The 20,312-nt window shown below is 56.0% G+C and carries 23 protein-coding genes; 16 read left to right on the forward strand and 7 right to left on the reverse strand.

The features are described from left to right. Positions 1-159 precede the first annotated feature (159 nt). From cysD to rpoS, 12 genes are all read left to right on the forward strand, one after another. A complete protein-coding gene (gene cysD / locus FD428_RS04605) occupies positions 160-1,068 on the forward strand; it encodes a sulfate adenylyltransferase subunit CysD (protein WP_047461624.1) in 909 nt (302 codons plus the stop codon). A gap of 9 nt (positions 1,069-1,077) precedes the next feature. Further along, positions 1,078-2,505: a sulfate adenylyltransferase subunit CysN gene (gene cysN, locus FD428_RS04610; RefSeq protein ID WP_114848669.1), complete on the forward strand. Its 1,428-nt coding sequence runs from the start codon at positions 1,078-1,080 to the stop codon at positions 2,503-2,505. After that, positions 2,505-3,110: an adenylyl-sulfate kinase gene (cysC, locus tag FD428_RS04615; protein ID WP_114848668.1), complete on the forward strand. Its 606-nt coding sequence runs from the start codon at positions 2,505-2,507 to the stop codon at positions 3,108-3,110. Before cysN ends, cysC begins: the two co-directional genes overlap by 1 nt. A gap of 49 nt (positions 3,111-3,159) precedes the next feature. Beyond that, positions 3,160-3,483, forward strand: a complete 324-nt coding sequence (locus FD428_RS04620; RefSeq protein ID WP_012134865.1) for a DUF3561 family protein — start codon at positions 3,160-3,162, stop codon at positions 3,481-3,483. Between the two features lie 201 nt (positions 3,484-3,684). Further along, positions 3,685-3,996: a cell division protein FtsB gene (gene ftsB, locus FD428_RS04625; RefSeq protein ID WP_012134864.1), complete on the forward strand. Its 312-nt coding sequence runs from the start codon at positions 3,685-3,687 to the stop codon at positions 3,994-3,996. Between the two features lie 18 nt (positions 3,997-4,014). Further along, the gene (ispD, locus tag FD428_RS04630) at positions 4,015-4,710 is read left to right on the forward strand and encodes a 2-C-methyl-D-erythritol 4-phosphate cytidylyltransferase (RefSeq protein ID WP_012134863.1); all 696 of its coding nucleotides are present in this window, start codon (positions 4,015-4,017) and stop codon (positions 4,708-4,710) included. A gap of 139 nt (positions 4,711-4,849) precedes the next feature. After that, a complete protein-coding gene (ispF, locus tag FD428_RS04635; RefSeq protein WP_114848667.1) occupies positions 4,850-5,329 on the forward strand; it encodes a 2-C-methyl-D-erythritol 2,4-cyclodiphosphate synthase in 480 nt (159 codons plus the stop codon). Further along, the gene (gene truD / locus FD428_RS04640; RefSeq protein WP_114848666.1) at positions 5,326-6,375 is read left to right on the forward strand and encodes a tRNA pseudouridine(13) synthase TruD; all 1,050 of its coding nucleotides are present in this window, start codon (positions 5,326-5,328) and stop codon (positions 6,373-6,375) included. The genes ispF and truD overlap by 4 nt, the downstream gene beginning before the upstream one ends. After that, the gene (gene surE / locus FD428_RS04645) at positions 6,356-7,117 is read left to right on the forward strand and encodes a 5'/3'-nucleotidase SurE (protein WP_012134860.1); all 762 of its coding nucleotides are present in this window, start codon (positions 6,356-6,358) and stop codon (positions 7,115-7,117) included. The genes truD and surE overlap by 20 nt, the downstream gene beginning before the upstream one ends. Beyond that, on the forward strand, positions 7,111-7,737 hold the full coding sequence (gene pcm / locus FD428_RS04650; RefSeq protein WP_012134859.1) for a protein-L-isoaspartate O-methyltransferase: 627 nt from the start codon (positions 7,111-7,113) through the stop codon (positions 7,735-7,737). Before surE ends, pcm begins: the two co-directional genes overlap by 7 nt. Before the next feature lie 138 nt (positions 7,738-7,875). Next, on the forward strand, positions 7,876-9,003 hold the full coding sequence (nlpD, locus tag FD428_RS04655) for a murein hydrolase activator NlpD (RefSeq protein WP_104868264.1): 1,128 nt from the start codon (positions 7,876-7,878) through the stop codon (positions 9,001-9,003). Positions 9,004-9,065: 62 nt separating this feature from the next. Further along, positions 9,066-10,058 (forward strand): RNA polymerase sigma factor RpoS, encoded by a 993-nt coding sequence (gene rpoS, locus FD428_RS04660; RefSeq protein ID WP_000081498.1) that lies wholly within the window; start codon positions 9,066-9,068, stop codon positions 10,056-10,058. Positions 10,059-10,189: 131 nt separating this feature from the next. Here the strand turns inward: rpoS and FD428_RS04665 are convergent, their stop codons facing one another. Further along, complete coding sequence (locus tag FD428_RS04665) at positions 10,190-10,594, reverse strand: MarR family winged helix-turn-helix transcriptional regulator (RefSeq protein WP_024130898.1); 405 nt, start codon at positions 10,592-10,594, stop codon at positions 10,190-10,192. Positions 10,595-10,762: 168 nt separating this feature from the next. On the opposite strand from FD428_RS04665, the gene FD428_RS04670 reads away from it, so the two are divergent. Genes FD428_RS04670 through FD428_RS04680 form a run of 3 tightly spaced genes read left to right on the forward strand, consistent with a single transcriptional unit; the run spans position 10,763 to position 13,030 of the window. After that, the gene (locus tag FD428_RS04670) at positions 10,763-11,356 is read left to right on the forward strand and encodes a non-oxidative hydroxyarylic acid decarboxylases subunit B (RefSeq protein WP_112001657.1); all 594 of its coding nucleotides are present in this window, start codon (positions 10,763-10,765) and stop codon (positions 11,354-11,356) included. Beyond that, the gene (locus FD428_RS04675) at positions 11,356-12,783 is read left to right on the forward strand and encodes a non-oxidative hydroxyarylic acid decarboxylases subunit C (protein WP_110493893.1); all 1,428 of its coding nucleotides are present in this window, start codon (positions 11,356-11,358) and stop codon (positions 12,781-12,783) included. The genes FD428_RS04670 and FD428_RS04675 overlap by 1 nt, the downstream gene beginning before the upstream one ends. 10 nt (positions 12,784-12,793) lie before the next feature. Beyond that, the gene (locus FD428_RS04680) at positions 12,794-13,030 is read left to right on the forward strand and encodes a non-oxidative hydroxyarylic acid decarboxylases subunit D (protein ID WP_012134852.1); all 237 of its coding nucleotides are present in this window, start codon (positions 12,794-12,796) and stop codon (positions 13,028-13,030) included. 96 nt (positions 13,031-13,126) lie between these two features. Here the strand turns inward: FD428_RS04680 and mutS are convergent, their stop codons facing one another. From mutS to sitA, 5 genes are all read right to left on the reverse strand, one after another. Further along, positions 13,127-15,688, reverse strand: coding sequence for a DNA mismatch repair protein MutS (gene mutS / locus FD428_RS04685; RefSeq protein ID WP_114848665.1), 2,562 nt, complete (start codon positions 15,686-15,688; stop codon positions 13,127-13,129). A 148-nt stretch (positions 15,689-15,836) separates the two neighbouring features. Then, positions 15,837-16,685 carry an iron/manganese ABC transporter permease subunit SitD gene (sitD, locus tag FD428_RS04690; protein WP_012134850.1) on the reverse strand — a complete coding sequence of 283 codons (849 nt, stop codon included), beginning with the start codon at positions 16,683-16,685 and terminating at the stop codon, positions 15,837-15,839. Continuing rightward, a complete protein-coding gene (gene sitC / locus FD428_RS04695; RefSeq protein ID WP_012134848.1) occupies positions 16,676-17,536 on the reverse strand; it encodes an iron/manganese ABC transporter permease subunit SitC in 861 nt (286 codons plus the stop codon). Before sitC ends, sitD begins: the two co-directional genes overlap by 10 nt. Further along, a complete protein-coding gene (sitB, locus tag FD428_RS04700; RefSeq protein ID WP_058668011.1) occupies positions 17,533-18,354 on the reverse strand; it encodes an iron/manganese ABC transporter ATP-binding protein SitB in 822 nt (273 codons plus the stop codon). The genes sitC and sitB overlap by 4 nt, the downstream gene beginning before the upstream one ends. Then, positions 18,351-19,268, reverse strand: coding sequence for an iron/manganese ABC transporter substrate-binding protein SitA (gene sitA / locus FD428_RS04705; protein ID WP_047461652.1), 918 nt, complete (start codon positions 19,266-19,268; stop codon positions 18,351-18,353). The genes sitB and sitA overlap by 4 nt, the downstream gene beginning before the upstream one ends. Positions 19,269-19,455: 187 nt before the next feature. On the opposite strand from sitA, the gene FD428_RS04710 reads away from it, so the two are divergent. Next, positions 19,456-19,800 carry a nitrous oxide-stimulated promoter family protein gene (locus FD428_RS04710; RefSeq protein ID WP_024130896.1) on the forward strand — a complete coding sequence of 115 codons (345 nt, stop codon included), beginning with the start codon at positions 19,456-19,458 and terminating at the stop codon, positions 19,798-19,800. Positions 19,801-19,876: 76 nt separating this feature from the next. Here FD428_RS04710 and FD428_RS04715 read toward each other — a convergent pair whose 3' ends face one another. After that, on the reverse strand, positions 19,877-20,305 hold the full coding sequence (locus FD428_RS04715) for a molybdopterin-binding protein (RefSeq protein WP_012134844.1): 429 nt from the start codon (positions 20,303-20,305) through the stop codon (positions 19,877-19,879). Positions 20,306-20,312 lie beyond the last annotated feature (7 nt).

The raw sequence follows: 20,312 nt of genomic DNA on the forward strand, positions 1-20,312 counted from the left end.
ATTCGGTGGGTTAAGCACTTTTTGATATTTGCTTTCTCAAATCGTTATTCCTTTGAGGAACTACTCATTCCAATTCGTAATTTCATTCGTTCTCCTGCGCTCCCTATAGTCGTGTTATCTGAATGTTTAGCAAAATAGCGGTATTGCAAAGGAACGGTTATGGACCAAAAACGACTCACCCACCTGCGGCAGCTGGAAGCGGAAAGCATCCATATCATTCGCGAGGTGGCCGCCGAATTTTCTAATCCGGTGATGATGTATTCCATCGGTAAAGATTCCAGCGTCATGCTGCATCTGGCGCGTAAAGCGTTTTATCCAGGCTCGTTGCCGTTTCCGCTGCTGCACGTTGATACCGGCTGGAAGTTTCGTGAGATGTACGAATTCCGCGATCGCACCGCAAAGGCCTACGGTTGTGAACTGCTGGTGCATAAAAACCCGGAAGGGGTGGCGATGGGGATTAACCCGTTCGTTCACGGCAGCGCTAAACACACCGATATTATGAAAACCGAAGGGTTGAAACAGGCGTTGGATAAATATGGCTTTGACGCCGCGTTCGGCGGCGCGCGCCGCGACGAAGAGAAGTCGCGCGCCAAAGAGCGTATTTACTCCTTCCGCGACCGTTTTCATCGCTGGGACCCGAAAAACCAGCGCCCGGAGCTATGGCACAACTACAACGGGCAGATTAACAAAGGTGAAAGCATCCGCGTTTTCCCGCTCTCTAACTGGACCGAGCAGGATATCTGGCAGTACATCTGGCTGGAAAATATCGAGATCGTGCCGCTGTACCTGGCCGCTGAGCGCCCGGTGCTGGAGCGCGACGGCATGCTGATGATGATCGATGACGATCGTATTGACCTGCAACCCGGCGAGGTGATCAAAAAACGCATGGTGCGTTTCCGTACCCTCGGCTGCTGGCCGCTCACGGGGGCGGTGGAATCCAGCGCGCAGACGCTGCCGGAAATTATTGAAGAGATGCTGGTCTCGACCACCAGTGAACGTCAGGGGCGCGTGATTGACCGCGACCAGGCGGGCTCAATGGAGCTGAAGAAACGTCAGGGGTATTTCTAAGGAGCCGCCATGAACACCACACTTGCACAACAAATCGCTAATGAAGGCGGCGTCGAAGCCTGGATGGTTGCCCAGCAATACAAAAGCCTGCTGCGCTTCCTGACCTGCGGCAGCGTCGATGACGGTAAAAGCACGCTGATTGGCAGACTGCTGCACGATACGCGTCAGATTTATGAAGATCAGCTCTCGTCGCTGCATAACGACAGTAAGCGTCATGGCACCCAGGGTGAAAAACTCGATCTGGCGCTGCTGGTCGACGGGTTGCAGGCTGAGCGCGAGCAGGGAATTACCATTGATGTGGCGTACCGCTATTTCTCGACCGAGAAACGCAAATTTATTATTGCCGACACGCCAGGGCACGAGCAGTACACGCGTAACATGGCGACCGGCGCATCGACCTGCGATCTGGCGATCCTGCTGATCGACGCCCGCAAAGGCGTGCTGGATCAGACCCGCCGCCACAGTTTTATCTCTACGCTGCTGGGCATTAAACACCTGGTGGTGGCGATCAACAAGATGGATCTGGTGGGGTTCAGCGAGGAGACGTTCGCCCGTATTCGCGAAGACTACCTGACGTTTGCCGGGCAGCTGCCGGGGAACCTGGACATCCGCTTTGTGCCGCTCTCTGCGCTGGAAGGGGATAACGTCGCGACCCAGAGCGCCAGTATGCCGTGGTACAACGGCCCGACGCTGCTGGAAGTGCTGGAGACGGTTGAGATCCAGCGGGTTGTCGACACCCAGCCGATGCGCTTCCCGGTACAGTATGTGAACCGTCCGAACCTCGATTTCCGTGGTTATGCCGGAACGCTGGCCTCCGGCAGCGTGAAGGTCGGGCAGCGTGTCAAAGTTCTGCCGTCCGGCGTTGAATCCAACGTGGCGCGCATCGTCACCTTTGATGGCGATCTGCAAGAGGCGCACGCCGGTGAAGCGATTACGCTGGTGCTGAAAGATGAAATCGACATCAGCCGTGGCGATTTGTTGCTGGATGCAGGCGAAAACCTGCCTGCTGTACAGAGCGCCGCCGTTGATGTGGTATGGATGGCGGAACAACCGCTGTCGGCCGGGCAGAGTTATGACATCAAGATTGCCGGTAAAAAGACCCGTGCGCGCGTCGATGCCATTCGCCATCAGGTTGATATCAACAACCTGACCCAGCGCGAGGTGGAAAGCCTGCCGTTGAACGGTATCGGCCTGGTCGAACTGACTTTTGACGAACCGTTAGTGCTGGATACATACCAGCAGAACCCGGTCACTGGCGGGTTAATCATCATCGACCGGCTGTCCAACGTGACCGTTGGCGCGGGGCTGGTGCGTGAGCCTATTGAGCGCACCGCCGCGACGCCTTCCGGGGTCAGCGATTTTGAGCTGGAACTGAACGCGCTGATCCGTCGCCACTTCCCGCACTGGGGCGCGCGTGATTTGCTGGGAGGCAAGTAATGGCGCGGCATGACGAAAACGTCGTCTGGCATGCCCATGCGGTGACGCGCGAAGATCGTGAAGCGCTGCATGGGCATAAAGGGGCTGTGGTCTGGTTTACGGGACTTTCCGGTTCGGGGAAATCAACGATTGCAGGCGCGCTGGAAGAGGCCCTGCATAAGCTGGGCGTCAGCACCTGGCTGCTGGATGGCGATAATGTCCGTCACGGCCTGTGCAGCGATCTTGGCTTTAGCGACGCAGACCGTAAAGAGAATATCCGCCGGGTGGGGGAGGTTGCGAACCTGATGGTGGATGCCGGGCTGGTGGTGCTGACGGCGTTTATTTCGCCGCATCGCGCGGAGCGGCAGATGGTGCGCGAGCGCATCGGGGAGGGGCGGTTTATCGAAGTTTTTGTCGATACGCCGCTGGCAACCTGTGAAGCGCGCGATCCTAAAGGGCTGTACAAGAAGGCCAGGGCGGGTGAACTGCGTAATTTCACCGGCATTGATTCGGTATATGAAACGCCTGAATCGCCTGAAGTTCATCTGGATGGTGAACAATTAGTAACAAATTTGGTTGCCCAATTATTAGATCTACTGAGACAGGGCGATATTATCAGATCCTGAGACACCGCCGGGCTTGTATGCCCGGTGAGTCAAGGTTACAGGATTCGATATGCGTAATAGCCATAACATTACTATCACAAGGTCAGATGCCCTCACGACCGACGACGACACAACCTGGTCACTGCCGGGCGCCGTGGTCGGTTTTGCCTCGTGGCTGCTGGCGTTGGGAATTCCCTTTCTCATCTATGGCCCTAACACGCTGTTTTTCTTCCTCTATACCTGGCCCTTCTTCCTGGCGCTCATGCCCGTTGCGGTTGTGGTTGGCGTGGCCCTGCATTCAATCATGAGCGGCAAACTGTTCTACAGCATTACGGCTACGCTATTAACGGTAGGCGCGATGTTTGGCGCGCTCTTCATGTGGCTGTTGGGGTAGGCCAGCCCTCCCTTTTCATGACGGGCGAGAGTGGCCATAATTCAAACCGTAACCAACAATAAGATTATGTTCTCCCTGCACGAGATATGCGGATCGGCGGATAAATGTGGTACATTTGCCCGCGTTGTCGCGGCATTCCCGCCTCAGAGTAGAGTCTCTGGGAAAGTTATGGGATGATGGTGCCGTTTTTCAGGGGGCAGGATGGGTAAACTAACGCTGCTGCTGCTGACTTTACTGGTCTGGTTGCAGTATTCGCTGTGGTTCGGTAAGAACGGCATACATGACTACAGCCGCGTCAACGATGATGTGGCTGCGCAGCAAGCTACGAATGCGAAACTTAAAGCGCGTAACGATCAGCTTTTCGCCGAAATTGACGATCTCAATGGCGGCCAGGAAGCGATCGAGGAGCGCGCGCGTAATGAACTCAGCATGACCAAACCGGGCGAAACTTTTTACCGTCTGGTGCCTGACGCGTCTAAACGTGCTCAGGCTGCGGGGCAAACTAATCGATAAATCAGCCCAGGAAATGACATGGCAGCCACTTTATTGGACGTTTGCGCTGTGGTACCGGCTGCCGGATTTGGCCGCCGAATGCAAACGGAATGTCCTAAGCAATATCTCTCTATTGGCAATAAAACCATTCTTGAACACTCGGTGCATGCGCTGCTGGCGCATCCCCGGGTGACGCGCGTCGTTATCGCAATCAGCCCTGGCGACAGCCGCTTCGCCGAACTTCCTCTGGCGCAACATCCGCAGGTCACCGTCGTGGACGGGGGCGACGAACGCGCTGATTCTGTACTGGCAGGCTTACGGGCGGCTGGTGACGCGCAGTGGGTGCTGGTGCATGACGCCGCCCGGCCTTGTCTGCATCAGGATGACCTGGCGCGCCTGCTCTCGCTTAGCGAAACCAGCCGCACGGGCGGAATCCTCGCCGCTCCGGTACGCGACACCATGAAACGCGCCGAGCCGGGTAAAGCCGCCATTGCGCATACCGTAGAGCGTACCGACCTGTGGCACGCGTTAACGCCGCAATTCTTCCCACGCGAGCTGCTGCATGATTGCCTGAGCCGTGCGCTGAACGAAGGCGCGACCATTACCGATGAGGCGTCCGCGCTGGAGTATTGCGGTTTTCATCCCCAACTGGTTGAAGGCCGGGCTGATAATATAAAAGTCACCCGCCCGGAAGATCTGGCGCTTGCGGAATTTTATCTGACCCGAACAATCTAGACACAAAATCATTCAGGCTGCATCGAGGCGGCAACTGAGTGCATCCCCAGGAGCTTACATAAGTAAGTGACTGGGGTGAACAAAGGCAGCCAACAAAGAGGCAGCTTGAAGGATGATGTGTATATCAGGAGAATGCATAATGCGAATCGGACACGGTTTTGACGTACACGCTTTTGGCGGAGAAGGCCCAATTATCATTGGTGGCGTGCGCATCCCGTATGACAAAGGGCTGCTGGCGCATTCTGATGGCGACGTGGCGCTGCATGCGTTGACTGATGCGCTGCTCGGCGCGGCGGCGCTTGGCGATATCGGCAAACTTTTCCCGGATACCGATCCGGCCTTTAAAGGCGCGGACAGCCGCGAATTGCTGCGGGAAGCATGGCGACGCATTCAGGCCAAAGGCTATACCCTTGGTAACGTGGACGTGACCATTATCGCCCAGGCGCCGAAGATGCTGCCGCATATCCCGCAAATGCGCGTGTTTATCGCGGAAGATCTTGGTTGTCATATGGATGATGTCAACGTCAAGGCGACCACCACGGAGAGACTCGGGTTCACCGGGCGTGGGGAAGGGATTGCCTGCGAAGCGGTGGCGCTACTGATTAAGGCCGCGAAATGACCGAGTTTGAAAACCTGACGTACCTCCACGGAAAGCCGCAGGGCGCCGGGCTGCTTAAAGCGAACCCGGAAGATTTTGTGGTGGTTGAAGATTTAGGTTTTGAGCCAGATGGCGAAGGCGAACATATTCTGGTTCGCATTCTGAAAAACGGTTGTAACACCCGTTTTGTGGCCGATGCGCTGGCGAAATTCCTTAAAATTCATGCCCGTGAAGTGAGCTTTGCCGGGCAGAAAGACAAGCATGCCGTCACTGAACAGTGGCTGTGCGCGCGCGTGCCGGGCAAAGAGATGCCAGACCTGAGCGCATTCCAGATTGAAGGCTGTAAAGTGCTGGAGTACGCGCGTCACAAACGTAAGCTGCGTTTAGGCGCGCTGAAGGGCAACGCGTTTACGCTGGTGCTGCGTGAAGTCAGCCATCGTGATGATGTTGAAGCCCGGCTACAGGCCATCAATACGCGCGGCGTACCAAACTATTTTGGCGCGCAGCGATTCGGTATTGGCGGCAGCAACCTGCAAGGCGCGCTGCGCTGGGCGCAAAGCAATGCGCCGGTGCGCGATCGCAATAAACGCAGTTTTTGGTTGTCGGCGGCCCGCAGTGCGTTGTTTAATCAGATCGTCAACGAACGCGTGAAAAAACCAGACTTTAATCAAGTTGTTGATGGCGATGCGCTACAATTAGCGGGGCGCGGGAGCTGGTTTGTGGCCACGCAGGAAGAACAGGCGGAATTGCAGCGTCGCGTTGACGAAAAAGAACTGATGATTACGGCGGCGCTTCCCGGTAGCGGCGAGTGGGGAACCCTGCGCGACGCGCTGGCGTTTGAAGAGGCTGCCATTGCGGATGAGAGCGAACTGCAATCGTTACTGCTACGCGAAAAGGTTGACGCGGCGCGCAGGGCGATGCTGCTCTATCCGCAACAATTACGCTGGAACTGGTGGGATGACGTCACCGTTGAGCTGCGCTTCTGGCTACCGGCAGGCAGTTTCGCCACCAGCGTCGTAAGGGAACTGATTAACACAATGGGTGATTATGCGCATATTGCTGAGTAACGATGATGGGGTCCACGCGCCCGGTATACAAACGCTGGCGAAAGCGCTGCGTGAGTTTGCTGACGTACAGGTCGTCGCCCCGGATCGTAACCGCAGTGGCGCGTCAAACTCGCTGACGCTGGAATCCTCGCTTCGTACCTTTACCTTTGATAACGGCGATATCGCCGTGCAGATGGGCACGCCGACCGACTGCGTCTACCTGGGCGTGAACGCGCTGATGCGTCCGCGCCCGGATATTGTGGTTTCAGGCATTAACGCGGGCCCTAATCTGGGCGATGATGTCATCTATTCCGGGACCGTCGCCGCAGCGATGGAGGGCCGTCACCTGGGTTTTCCCGCGCTGGCGGTATCGCTTGACGGCCATCAGCACTATGAGACGGCGGCAGCGGTAACCTGCTCTATTTTGCGTGCATTACGTCGGGAGCCGCTGCGTACCGGACGCATTCTGAATATCAATGTCCCGGATCTGCCGCTGGATCAAATCAAAGGCATTCGCGTAACCCGCTGCGGCAGCCGCCATCCGGCCGATCAGGTTATTCCACAGCAGGACCCGCGCGGCAACACGCTGTACTGGATCGGCCCGCCGGGCGGCAAATGCGACGCCGGGCCGGACACCGATTTTGCAGCGGTGGATGAGGGCTATGTCTCCGTTACCCCGCTGCATGTGGATTTAACGGCGTATAGCGCGCATGATGTGGTTTCGGACTGGTTAGACAGCGTGGGAGTTGACGCGCAATGGTAAGCAGACGCGTACACACTCTTCTTGAACAATTGCGCGCTCAGGGCATCAAAGATGAGCAAGTGCTGGATGCGCTTGCCGCCGTCCCGCGTGAAAAATTCATTGATGAAGCGTTTGAACATAAAGCCTGGGACAATATTGCTTTGCCGATTGGCCAGGGGCAGACCATTTCGCAGCCCTATATGGTGGCGCGAATGACAGAATTGCTTGAGCTGACGCCGCAATCCAGAGTGCTGGAGATCGGCACAGGCTCCGGGTATCAGACGGCGATTCTCGCGCATCTGGTACAGCATGTGTGCTCGGTGGAGCGCATTAAAGGGCTGCAATGGCAGGCGCGTCGTCGCCTGAAACAGCTTGATTTACACAATGTTTCAACTCGTCATGGCGATGGATGGCAAGGTTGGCAGGCTCGCGCCCCGTTTGACGCCATCATCGTGACGGCAGCTCCGCCGGAAATTCCGACGGCGTTAATGACGCAACTGGATGAAGGCGGGATTCTCGTTTTACCCGTGGGTGAGGAGCATCAGTTCTTGAAACGGGTGCGTCGCCGGGGAGGCGAATTTATTATCGATACCGTGGAGGCCGTTCGCTTTGTGCCTTTAGTGAAAGGCGAACTCGCTTAAGCATCCTTTAATACCCGGATTTTTCCTGGTTATTTTATAAAGGGTAAGCGTATTGTGGGGACGTTTCCAGCGTCCAGGCCGATGCCTTGCACGGTTATTACGTCACTGGTTGTTAACCAAATTTTTCCTGGGGGATAAATGAGCGCGGGAAGCCCAAAATTCACCGTTAGCCGCATTGCGGCATTGTCGCTGGTTTCGCTATGGCTGGCAGGTTGTTCCAATTCTTCGAATCCTCCTGCGCCGGTAAGCTCAGTTAATGGTAATACCCCGTCGAGCACCAGCTCCGGGATGCTGATCACGCCGCCGCCCAAAATGGGGACAACGGCGCAACAAACGCCGCAGATTCAGCCCGTGCAGCCTGTTCAACCGGTTGCCCAGTCCCGGCAGATCCAGCCGGTTGCTGAGCAGCCTGTGCAAATGGAAAATGGCCGTATCGTGTACAACCGCCAGTATGGGAACATTCCGAAAGGCAGCTACACCGGCGGCAGCACATACACCGTTAAAAAAGGCGACACGCTTTTCTATATCGCCTGGATCACCGGGAACGATTTCCGCGACCTTGCTCAGCGTAACAACGTTCCGGCCCCATACGGCCTGAATGTGGGGCAAACGCTCCAGGTCGGCAATGCCTCAGGCACGCCAATTACCGGCGGCAACGCGATTACGCAGGCGGATGCAGTAGAGCAAGGAGTTGTGACCAAACCTGCACAAAATTCCACCGTTGTAGTTGCGTCGAAACCGACAATTACGTATTCTGAGGATTCAGGTGAACAAAGTGCTAATAAAATGTTGCCGAACAACAAGCCTGCTGGGACCGTGGTCACAGCGCCTGTAACGGCACCAACAGCGAGCACAACCGAACCGACTGCAAGCAGTACGTCAACCAGTTCGCCAATCTCCACATGGCGCTGGCCGACTGAGGGCAAAGTGATCGAAAACTTCGCGGCTACCGAAGGTGGCAACAAAGGGATCGACATTGCAGGCAGTAAAGGACAGGCTATTGTCGCGACCGCAGATGGACGCGTCGTATATGCCGGTAACGCGCTGCGCGGTTACGGTAATCTTATTATCATCAAACACAACGATGATTACCTGAGTGCCTACGCCCATAACGATACGATGCTGGTCCGGGAACAACAAGAAGTTAAGGCGGGGCAAAAAATCGCTACCATGGGTAGCACCGGAACCAGTTCTACACGCTTGCATTTTGAAATTCGTTACAAGGGGAAATCCGTAAACCCGCTGCGCTATTTACCGCAGCGATAATTCGGCGGAACCAGGCTTGCACTTGCTAGTTCCGTCCAGGGATCACGGGTAGGAGCCACCTTATGAGTCAGAATACGCTGAAAGTTCATGATTTAAATGAAGACGCGGAATTTGATGAGAACGGAGTAGAGGCTTTTGACGAAAAAGCCTTGAGTGAAGAGGAACCCAGTGATAACGACCTGGCTGAAGAGGAGCTGTTATCGCAAGGGGCCACACAGCGTGTGTTGGACGCGACTCAGCTTTACCTTGGTGAGATTGGTTATTCGCCACTGTTAACGGCCGAAGAAGAAGTTTATTTTGCGCGTCGCGCACTGCGTGGAGATGTTGCCTCTCGCCGTCGCATGATTGAGAGTAACTTGCGTCTGGTGGTAAAAATTGCCCGCCGTTATGGCAATCGTGGACTGGCGTTGCTGGACCTGATTGAAGAGGGCAATCTGGGGCTTATCCGTGCCGTCGAGAAGTTTGACCCTGAACGTGGGTTCCGTTTCTCAACATACGCTACCTGGTGGATTCGCCAGACGATCGAACGGGCCATTATGAACCAAACCCGTACGATTCGACTGCCGATTCACATTGTTAAAGAGCTGAACGTCTATCTGCGTACCGCACGAGAGTTGTCGCATAAACTGGACCACGAACCGAGCGCGGAAGAGATAGCAGAGCAACTGGATAAACCGGTTGATGACGTCAGCCGTATGCTTCGTCTCAACGAGCGCATAACCTCGGTAGACACCCCGTTGGGTGGTGATTCCGAAAAAGCGTTGCTGGATATCCTGGCCGATGAAAAAGAGAACGGCCCGGAAGACACCACGCAAGATGATGATATGAAACAGAGTATCGTCAAATGGCTGTTCGAACTGAACGCCAAACAGCGTGAAGTGCTGGCACGTCGTTTCGGTCTGCTGGGGTATGAAGCGGCGACACTGGAAGATGTGGGGCGTGAAATTGGTCTCACCCGTGAACGTGTTCGTCAGATTCAGGTTGAAGGCCTGCGTCGTCTGCGCGAAATTTTGCAGACTCAGGGGCTGAATATCGAAGCGCTGTTCCGTGAGTAAGTGATTATTCGTCAAAAAAAGGCCAGTCGTGAGACTGGCCTTTTTCTTTGGCCGTCAGTTCGTAGGCCAGATAAGGCGTAGCCGCCATCTGGTACTTATTGCCCGATGGCGCTTTGCTTATCGGGCTGACTTTACCCCATCATCTTGCGCACCAGCTGCGTGAACTGCTCACGCTCATCGTCGCTCAGGCGCCCTAAAAATTCATCATCCACACGATCCCCCAAGGGCATGGCGCCGGTCAGCAGCGTTTCTCCTTCGCCAGTAAGATAAACAAAGCGGCGGCGTTTATCTTGTGGATCGCTTTCCCGCGTCACCAGTCCCCGGCTTTCCATTCGGCTTAGCATCTCCGCCAGCGTCGCTTTTGTACTGACCGCCGCCTCCATTAGGGCAATCTGCTCAATGCCTGGATGCTCAGCAATAGCGCGCATTACCGCATACTGTGGCTTGGTCAGTTCCGGTAATTCGTGCTGCCAGCGGGCCGTATGCTGTTGAAAAAGCTGACGTAACAGATGAAACGCTGTGTTTCGTAACTCCATGTGCGCTCCTGGCAAAATATCTGTTGCTATCATAACGGGTTGTAGCAATTTTTATAATGCTCAATCTTTTAGCTCTCCGTGCGGCTATGGGGAATGAAGCTTGTCCAGGTATTCCGGGTAGCGTATTTTATCTAAAACGTTCGTATACGAACAAAAATGGAGTGATGAATGAGACTGATTGTGGGGATGACCGGCGCAACGGGGGCGCCGCTAGGCATTGCGTTGCTACAGGCGCTGCGGCAAATGCCGACAGTAGAAACACACCTGGTAATGTCTAAGTGGGCCAAAACGACCATTGAGCTGGAAACGCCTTACAGTGCGCGAGATGTTGCCGGACTGGCTGATTACTGCCATAACCCGGCGGATCAGGCGGCGACGATCTCTTCCGGCTCATTTCGCACCGACGGCATGATCATTATTCCTTGCAGTATGAAAACGCTGGCGGGGATTCGCGCAGGATATGCCGAGGGGTTAGTTGGCCGTGCCGCCGACGTGGTGCTGAAAGAAGGGCGCAAACTGGTGCTGGTGCCGCGTGAAATGCCGCTCAGCACGATCCATCTGGAAAACATGCTCGCCCTTTCCCGCATGGGGGTCGCGATGGTGCCGCCCATGCCTGCTTTCTACAACTATCCGCAAACCATTGATGATATTACGCAGCATATTGTGGCGCGTGTGCTGGATCAGTTTGGTCTGGAGCATCCGCGTGCCCGGCGCTGGCAGGGCTTGCAGCAGGCGCAGAATTTTTCACAGGAGAATGAATAATGGCATTTGATGACTTACGCAGCTTTTTGCAGGCGCTCGACGAGCAGGGGCAACTGCTGAAAATCAGTGAAGAAGTGAATGCAGAGCCGGATCTGGCTGCTGCGGCTAACGCAACCGGGCGCATTGGCGACGGCGCGCCGGCGCTGTGGTTCGACAATATCCGTGGCTTCACGGATGCGCGCGTGGCGATGAACACCATTGGTTCCTGGCAGAACCATGCCATCTCTTTAGGCTTGCCGCCCAATACGCCAGTAAAAAAGCAAATTGATGAATTTATCCGCCGCTGGGACACGTTCCCCGTCGCCCCCGAGCGCCGTGCCAACCCGGCGTGGGCGGAAAACACCGTTGATGGCGAGGCGATCAACCTGTTTGATATTCTGCCGCTGTTTCGCCTCAACGATGGCGATGGCGGCTTCTATCTGGATAAAGCCTGTGTCGTCTCCCGCGATCCGCTCGACCCGGATCACTTCGGCAAGCAGAATGTGGGTATCTACCGGATGGAAGTGAAAGGCAAGCGCAAGCTGGGCCTGCAACCGGTGCCAATGCACGATATCGCGCTGCATCTGCATAAGGCGGAAGAGCGTGGCGAAGATCTGCCGATTGCTATTACGCTCGGTAACGATCCGATCATCACTCTGATGGGCGCCACGCCGCTGAAATACGATCAGTCTGAGTATGAAATGGCGGGCGCGCTGCGCGAAAGCCCATACCCGATCGCCACCGCGCCGCTGACCGGCTTTGATGTGCCGTGGGGTTCAGAAGTGATCCTTGAAGGGGTGATCGAAAGCCGTAAGCGTGAAATTGAAGGGCCGTTTGGCGAGTTTACCGGCCACTATTCTGGTGGGCGCAATATGACGGTAGTGCGCATCGACAAAGTGTCTTATCGCACTAAACCGATTTTTGAATCGCTCTACCTCGGGATGCCGTGGACTGAAATCGACTACCTGATGGGGCCAGCGACCTGTGTGCCGCTGTATCAGCAGTTGAAAGCGGAGTTCCCGGAAGTGCAGGCGGTTAACGCCATGTATACCCACGGTCTGCTGGCGATTATCTCGACCAAAAAACGCTACGGCGGGTTTGCCCGCGCAGTCGGCCTGCGGGCAATGACCACGCCGCATGGTCTGGGCTACGTGAAGATGGTGATTATGGTTGATGAGGATGTCGATCCGTTCAACCTGCCGCAGGTGATGTGGGCGCTGTCGTCGAAGGTCAACCCGGCAGGCGATCTGGTGCAGCTGCCGAACATGTCGGTGCTGGAACTGGACCCAGGCTCAAGCCCGGCGGGGATCACTGACAAACTGATCATCGACGCCACAACGCCGGTTGCGCCGGATAATCGCGGCCACTACAGCCAGCCGGTATGTGATTTACCGGAAACCAAAGCCTGGGCTGAAAAGCTGACTGCCATGCTGGCCAACCGTAAATAAGGAGTAGCAGATGATTTGTCCACGTTGCGCTGATGAACATATTGAATTGATGGCGACCTCTCCGGTCAAAGGGATCTGGACGGTGTATCAGTGCCAACATTGTCTGTACACCTGGCGTGATACTGAGCCGCTACGCCGTACCAGCCGCGAACATTATCCGCAAGCGTTTCGCATGACGCAGAAAGATATTGATCAAGCGCCGATGGTGCCGGGCATTCCACCGCTGCTGGCGGAAGATAAGCGTTAATAAAAAAGCCGGATGGCGGCTGACGCCTTATCCGGCCTACTTATTGTGATGCTTCTTGTAGGCCCGGTAAGCGTAGCGCCACCGGGCGTTTCTGATTTACACCAGACTCTTCAACCGGTAGATCCACTCCAGCGCCTGGCGTGGCGTCAGAGAGTCAGGGTCGAGGTTCTCCAGCGCTTCAACGGCAGGAGAGGTCTCTTCCGCAACCGACAGCAGCGACATCTGCGTACCATCCACCTGGGTCGCGGCGGCATTCGGCGAGAGGCTTTCCAGCTCGCGCAGCTTCTGCCGCGCGCGTTTGATCACCTCTTTCGGCACGCCCGCCAGCGCAGCTACCGCCAGACCGTAACTCTTGCTTGCCGCCCCGTCCTGCACGCTGTGCATAAAGGCGATGGTATCGCCGTGCTCCAGCGCGTCCAGATGCACATTCGCGACGCCTTCCATTTTCTCCGGCAACTGCGTCAGTTCGAAGTAGTGGGTGGCGAACAGCGTCAACGCTTTGATCTTATTCGCCAGATTTTCCGCACACGCCCACGCCAGCGACAGGCCGTCATAGGTTGATGTGCCGCGCCCGATTTCGTCCATCAAAACCAGACTGTTTTCGGTCGCGTTGTGCAAAATATTGGCGGTTTCGGTCATCTCGACCATGAAGGTTGAACGACCGGAAGCCAGATCGTCCGCCGCGCCTACGCGGGTAAAGATGCGGTCAATCGGGCCAATCTCAACGCTTTGCGCTGGCACGTAGCTGCCAATATACGCCAGCAGCGCAATCAGCGCGGTCTGACGCATATAGGTGCTTTTACCCCCCATGTTCGGCCCGGTGATAATCAACATTCGGCGCTGCGGGGAAAGGTTCAGCGGGTTGGCGATAAACGGCTCGTTCAGCACCTGCTCGACAACCGGATGGCGACCTTCGGTAATACGAATGCCGGGCTTATCGCTAAAAGTCGGACAGGTATAATTCAGCGTATACGCGCGTTCAGCCAGGTTGACCAGCACGTCCAGCTCAGCCAGCGCATTGGCGCTCTGTTGCAGCTCTGCCAGGTGAGGGAGCAGCAGATCGAACAGCTCGTCATAAAGCTGTTTTTCCAGCGCCAGCGCTTTGCCTTTAGAGGTCAGAACTTTGTCTTCGTACTCTTTCAGCTCGGGAATAATGTAGCGCTCGGCGTTTTTCAGCGTCTGACGGCGGACGTAGTTAATGGGCGCCAGGTGGCTTTGCCCACGGCTGATCTGGATGTAATAACCGTGTACGGCGTTAAAGCCGACTTTCAGCGTATCCAGCCCGGTACGTTCACGCTCGCGGATTTCCAGACGATCGAGATAGTCGGTCGCCCCGTCAGCCAGCGCGCGCCATTCGTCCAGCTCTTCGTTGTAGCCCGGCGCAATAACGCCGCCGTCGCGCACCAGAACCGGCGGCGCGTCGATAATGGCGCGTTCCAGCAGATCGCGCAGTTCGGTAAACTCGCCCATTTTCTCGCGCAGGTTCTGCACGGGGGCGCTGGTTACGGTTTCAAGCTGTGTGCGCAGTTCCGGTAACTGCTGGAAGGCGTGACGCATACGGGCGAGATCGCGTGGTCGGGCGGTACGCAAGGCCAGACGGGCGAGGATACGCTCCAGGTCGCCCACCTGACGCAGCACCGGTTGCAATTCACTGGTCACATCCTGCAACGCGCCAATGGTCTGCTGACGTTCGATCAGGGTTTTCGTGTCGCGCACCGGCATATGCAGCCAGCGTTTGAGCATACGGCTGCCCATTGGCGTGACGGTGCAGTCGAGCACCGAAGCCAGCGTATTGTCCACGCCGCCCGCCAGGTTCTGGGTGATCTCCAGGTTGCGGCGCGTGGCGGCATCCATAATGATGCTGTCCTGCTGGCGTTCCATCGTAATGGAGCGAATGTGCGGCAGTGAAGTGCGCTGGGTGTCTTTGACGTACTGCAACAGACAGCCTGCGGCGCACAGTCCGCGTGGTGCGTTCTCTACGCCAAAGCCGATCAGGTCCCGCGTACCAAATTGCAGGTTTAGCTGCTGGCGAGCGGTATCGATTTCAAATTCCCACAGCGGGCGACGGCGTAAACCACGGCGGCCGTCGATCAGCGCCATTTCGGCAAAATCTTCGGCGTATAGTAGTTCTGCCGGGTTAGTGCGCTGTAATTCTGCGGCCATCGTTTCACGGTCAACCGGTTCGCTTAAGCGAAAACGCCCGGAGCTGATGTCCAGCGTGGCGTAACCGTAGCCTTTGCTGTCCTGCCAGATGGCGGCCAGCAGGTTGTCCTGGCGCTCCTGTAACAGCGCTTCATCGCTGATGGTACCAGGCGTAACGATGCGCACGACCTTACGTTCAACCGGGCCTTTGCTGGTGGCCGGATCGCCAATCTGTTCACAGATTGCGACGGACTCCCCTTGATTGACCAGCTTCGCAAGGTAGTTTTCGACGGCGTGATGCGGGATGCCCGCCATCGGAATCGGTTCGCCCGCCGATGCGCCGCGTTTGGTCAGCGAAATATCGAGTAATTGCGAGGCGCGGCGTGCATCGTCGTAAAACAGTTCGTAAAAATCGCCCATGCGGTAAAACAGCAGGATCTCCGGGTGCTGGGCTTTCAGCTTGAGATACTGCTGCATCATGGGGGTGTGGGCGTCGAGATTATCGATTGTACTCATGGAGTCGTGTCCAGTTCCCTGATTTTAAATGGATTGCGATGCTTTTTCTTTTCGTTGTTATCACATAAGGGGCACATGATAACGGAGATACGCATTTCAGGGAAAGCAGCGATGGACGACTTATCGATCCTTATTCCGTTTCTGATTTTTATAACTGCTGTTTGAGCTGCATTTCGGAACGCCGCTCCCGCAACGTAGCGTAAATAAATGCCACGATGAAGATCGCAGTGAACAATACCACGATGGTTGGCGCAGGGGCGCTGTCGAGGAAAAACGACAGATAAACGCCGAGAAAAGAGGTGACGACCGACAGCGTGACCGCCAGCATCAGCGCGCGGGCAAAACGCCGCGTCAGCAAAATCGCAATCGCGCCAGGGGCGATTAACAGCGAGATGGAAAGAATAATCCCCACCGATTTCAGCGTTGCGACGATGGTCAACGCGATCATGCACAACAGACCATAATGCAGCAGGGAGGTATTAAGGCCGCTGGCTTTTGCCTGGTGCGGATCGAAGGCATGCAGTAAAAAATCTTTCCATTTCAAACCGATAATCAGCGCAATACCCAGCGCAATCAGCGCCGTTTGCAGAATATCGCTGATGGACACGCCCAGCATATCGCCGAACAGAATATGATCCAGATGGACTTCAGACTGGATAGAAACGTACAGCACCAGCCCTGCGCCAAACATTCCTGAGAAGACGATTCCCATGATGGTATCGCGCTTAATGCGGCTGTTATCGTCGAGATAGCCGGTGGCAACCGCGCAGAATAGCCCGGCAATAAACGCGCCGATGGCCAGCGGAATACCGGCGATATAGGCCAGCACAATGCCGGGGAACACGGCGTGACTCATGGCGTCGCCCATTAACGCCCAGCCTTTCAGCACCAGAAACACCGACAATAACGCACAGGGGATCGCCACAATTGCCGAGACCATGAGCGCGTTGATCATAAAATCAAACTGGAAGGGTTCCAGTAAGGCGGTTAAGCGCATGGGGTCTCCTTATTCAGACGCGCACGACGGCGGTTGGCAAGCAGGCCGTGTTTCGGGGCGAAGATAAATGCCAGCAGAAACAATAGCGTTTGCAGGACGACGATGATCCCGCCGGTCGCACCATCCAGCCAGTAGCTGAGCCAGGCGCCGAAAAAGCTGGTCAGGCTGCCGATGGCGACGGCGATGGTTAACAGGCGCGGAAAACGATCGGTCAGCAGCCAGGCGGTGGCCCCAGGCGTGACCACCAGACAGATCACCAGAAAAGCGCCGACGGTTTGCAGAGCGGCGACGGTGGAGACCGACAGCAACGTGAAAAACAGCAGCTTCAGCCGGGCGGGGTTAAGCCCAATCGATCGCGCATGGTTTTCGTCGAAAAAAGTCACCATCAGATCTTTCCACTTCAGCAGCAAAATCACCAGAGAGACCGTGCCGATGATCGCCAGTTGCAGAATATCTTCCGGCGCAATAGCCAGCACGTTGCCGAGGATAATGGTCTGGATGTTGACCGACATCGGATTGAGCGAAACCATAAACAGCCCGATGCCAAAGAAAGAGGAGAAGATAAGACCGATAATCGCGTCTTCCTTCAGGCGTGAACGCTGGTTGAGAAAAAGCATACTGCCCGCCGCCAGGCCGCCGGAGAGAAACGCGCCGAGAGAGAAGGGCAGCCCCAGCATATACGCGCCCGCCACGCCGGGGACGATGGAGTGGGAAAGCGCGTCGCCAATCAGCGACCAACCTTTAAGCATCAGATAGCAGGAGAGAAAGGCGCACAGGCCGCCGACCATTGCCGAGACCCACATGGCGTTGAGCATGTACTGGTAGCCGAACGGTTCCACAAGCCAGTTCATGATGATTCTCCTCCGCCTGCTGCGCGCCGTGAGATAAAGGGACGCTCGTCGTCGGTGATGATATGCTCCTCGCCGCCGCTCAGCGCCACATGACGCAATACGCCGCTGAACGCCAGTTCGAGGTTTTCAGCGGTGAAGGTGGTTTCCGTCGGGCCGCTCGCCAGCACGGTGCCTTTGATCATCACCGTGTAATCGCAAAACTCCGTTACCGAGCCGAGGTTATGCGTTGAAACCAGCATGGTGCGGCCTTCATCGCGCAGCTCGCGCAACAGGGCAATAATGCGGGCTTCGGTTTTCACGTCAACGCCGGTAAAAGGCTCATCCAGAAGAATAACCTGCCCGTCCTGGGCGATGGCTCTGGCCAGAAAGACGCGTTTTTTCTGCCCGCCGGAAAGCTCGCCAATCTGCCGATAGCGATATTCCAGCATGTCCACCCGCGCCAGCGCGGCGTCCACGCTTTCACGATCGCGCGCGCTGGGGCGGCGCAGCCACCCCATATGGCCGTAGCGCCCCATCATCACCACATCTTCCACCAGTACCGGAAACGACCAGTCCACCTCTTCAGATTGCGGGACATAGGCGATCAGATTCTGTTTCAACGCTTTGTTGACGGGCTGTTGCAGGATGGCGATTTCTCCCTTCGCCAGTCGGACAAACCCCATCAATGCTTTAAACAGCGTCGATTTCCCTGAACCGTTGACGCCAACCAGCGCGGCAATTGAGCCGCCAGGCACCTGAAACGTTGTGTCCCGTAGGGCAGTGTGACCATTGCGATACGTCACCGTGACGCGATCAACGGTAATCGCAGATTGACTCATTTCTGGCTCCTCAGCCCGTCAGTGATGCCGCTGACGATGGTTTCAGTTGTGACGCGCAGCAGATCCAGATACGTCGGCACCGGACCGTCGGCAGCGCTCAGAGAATCAACATATAGCACACCACCGTAGTGCGCGCCGGATTCACGCGCGACCTGGCGGGCCGGTTTATCGGAAACGGTACTTTCGCTGAACACCGCCGGGATGTGATGTTCCCTGATCGCGTCGATCACTTTGCGCACCTGTTTAGGCGTGCCTTGCTGATCGGCGTTGATCGGCCAGAGGTACAGCTCTTTCAGGTCGTTATCGCGCGCCAGATAGGAAAATGCCCCTTCACTGGTCACCAGCCAGCGCTTGTCGGCAGGAATCTTCGCCAGCGCGTCGCGTAGTGGATCGAGCGTCTGGCGGATTTGGGCTTTATAGTTTTCGGCGTTTTTCTGGTACGTTGCGGCGTTATCTGGATCGTATTTCACCAGCGCATCGCGAATGTTATCCACGTAAATCAGCGCATTTTCCGCCGACATCCAGGCGTGCGGGTTGGGTTTGCCGTTATACGGCCCTTCGGTAATGCCCATCGGCTTCACGCCGTTGGATACTGTAACTTCCGGCACGCCGGATAAGTGCTGGTAGAACCGGGCGAACCACAGCTCCAGGTTCAGGCCGTTAGAGAGGATCAGCTGCGCGCCCTGCGCCCGCTTAATGTCGCCGGGCGTCGGCTGATACTCGTGGATCTCCGCGCCAGGCTTCGTGATTGAACTGACGTCCGCCGCATCGCCCGCTACGTTTTTCGCCATGTCGGCGATGACGGTAAACGTTGTGATGACCTTAAATTTATCTTTTGCATAAGCAGGCGACAGCGCAAGCATCGCCAGCGCGCTGGCAAGGAGAATGGATTTCAGACGGAGCAAGTGCGGCATAGTATCCCTCATCATAATGCGGTTAATTATTCATCGAATATAGCCTTTGCTATGTTATATAGCACAAGGTATAGATAAATGAAAATAATTCTTATTTACGTAGGGCGCTAAGGATGTGTCACTTTAGGGTGATAGTCCTGAGAGAAGATAAGGTGTATTATTTATGCAACTTATTTGTGGAGGCATCATGTCCGGTAAGCGTATTGCTCGTGAAAAACTGACGATTAAAAAAATGATCGCGCTGTACGAGAGCCAGTGCCCGCAGGCCTCAAACGAGCAAGGTCATTACGATGCGCTGTTTGCCTATGCGCAAAAGCGGCTGGATAAGTGCGTGTTTGGCGAGGAAAAACCGGCCTGTAAGCAGTGTCCGGTGCACTGTTATCAGCCCGCGAAGCGTGAGGAGATGAAGCAGATCATGCGTTGGGCAGGCCCAAGAATGCTCTGGCGCCATCCGATTTTGACCATCCGTCACCTTATTGATGACAAACGCCCCGTCCCGGAATTGCCGGAAAAGTATCAGCGCAAGAAATAAATGTGTCTTGCCGGATGGCGGGAGTTAATCGCAGTTGCGTAGGCCCGATAAGCGTTAGCGCCATCGGGCAACACCATTACGCTTTGGTCGCAATCAGAATCGCTGACGCCTTAATCAGCGCAATAACGCGACTGCCCTGCGCCAGTTTCATCTCTTCCTGACTTTCATTGGTGACAACGGCCACAATCTCAAAACCGGCGTCGGTTTTGATGTGTACAGTCGCGTTGACCGCGCCTTCCGTCACCTGAGATACGCTACCGGCAAACTGGTTGCGGGCGGAGAACTTCAGGCCGCAATCTTCGCTTGCCAGAGTAACCCAGGGGGCTTTAATCAAAGCAATGGCGTCTTTGCCGTTTGTCAGACCCAGCGCCTGCTGGCTGCTGTGAGTGACAATCGCCACCAGTTTTGCGCCGCCCGCCAGCGTCAGTTCAACTTCATCATTCACCGCACCCGTTGCGACTGCGCTAACCGTACCGGTCAGTTGATTACGTGCTGATACCGCCATACTGCCT

The sequence above is a fragment of the Citrobacter sp. TBCP-5362 genome (assembly GCF_005406305.1).
GTDB lineage: Bacteria > Pseudomonadota > Gammaproteobacteria > Enterobacterales > Enterobacteriaceae > Citrobacter_B > Citrobacter_B koseri.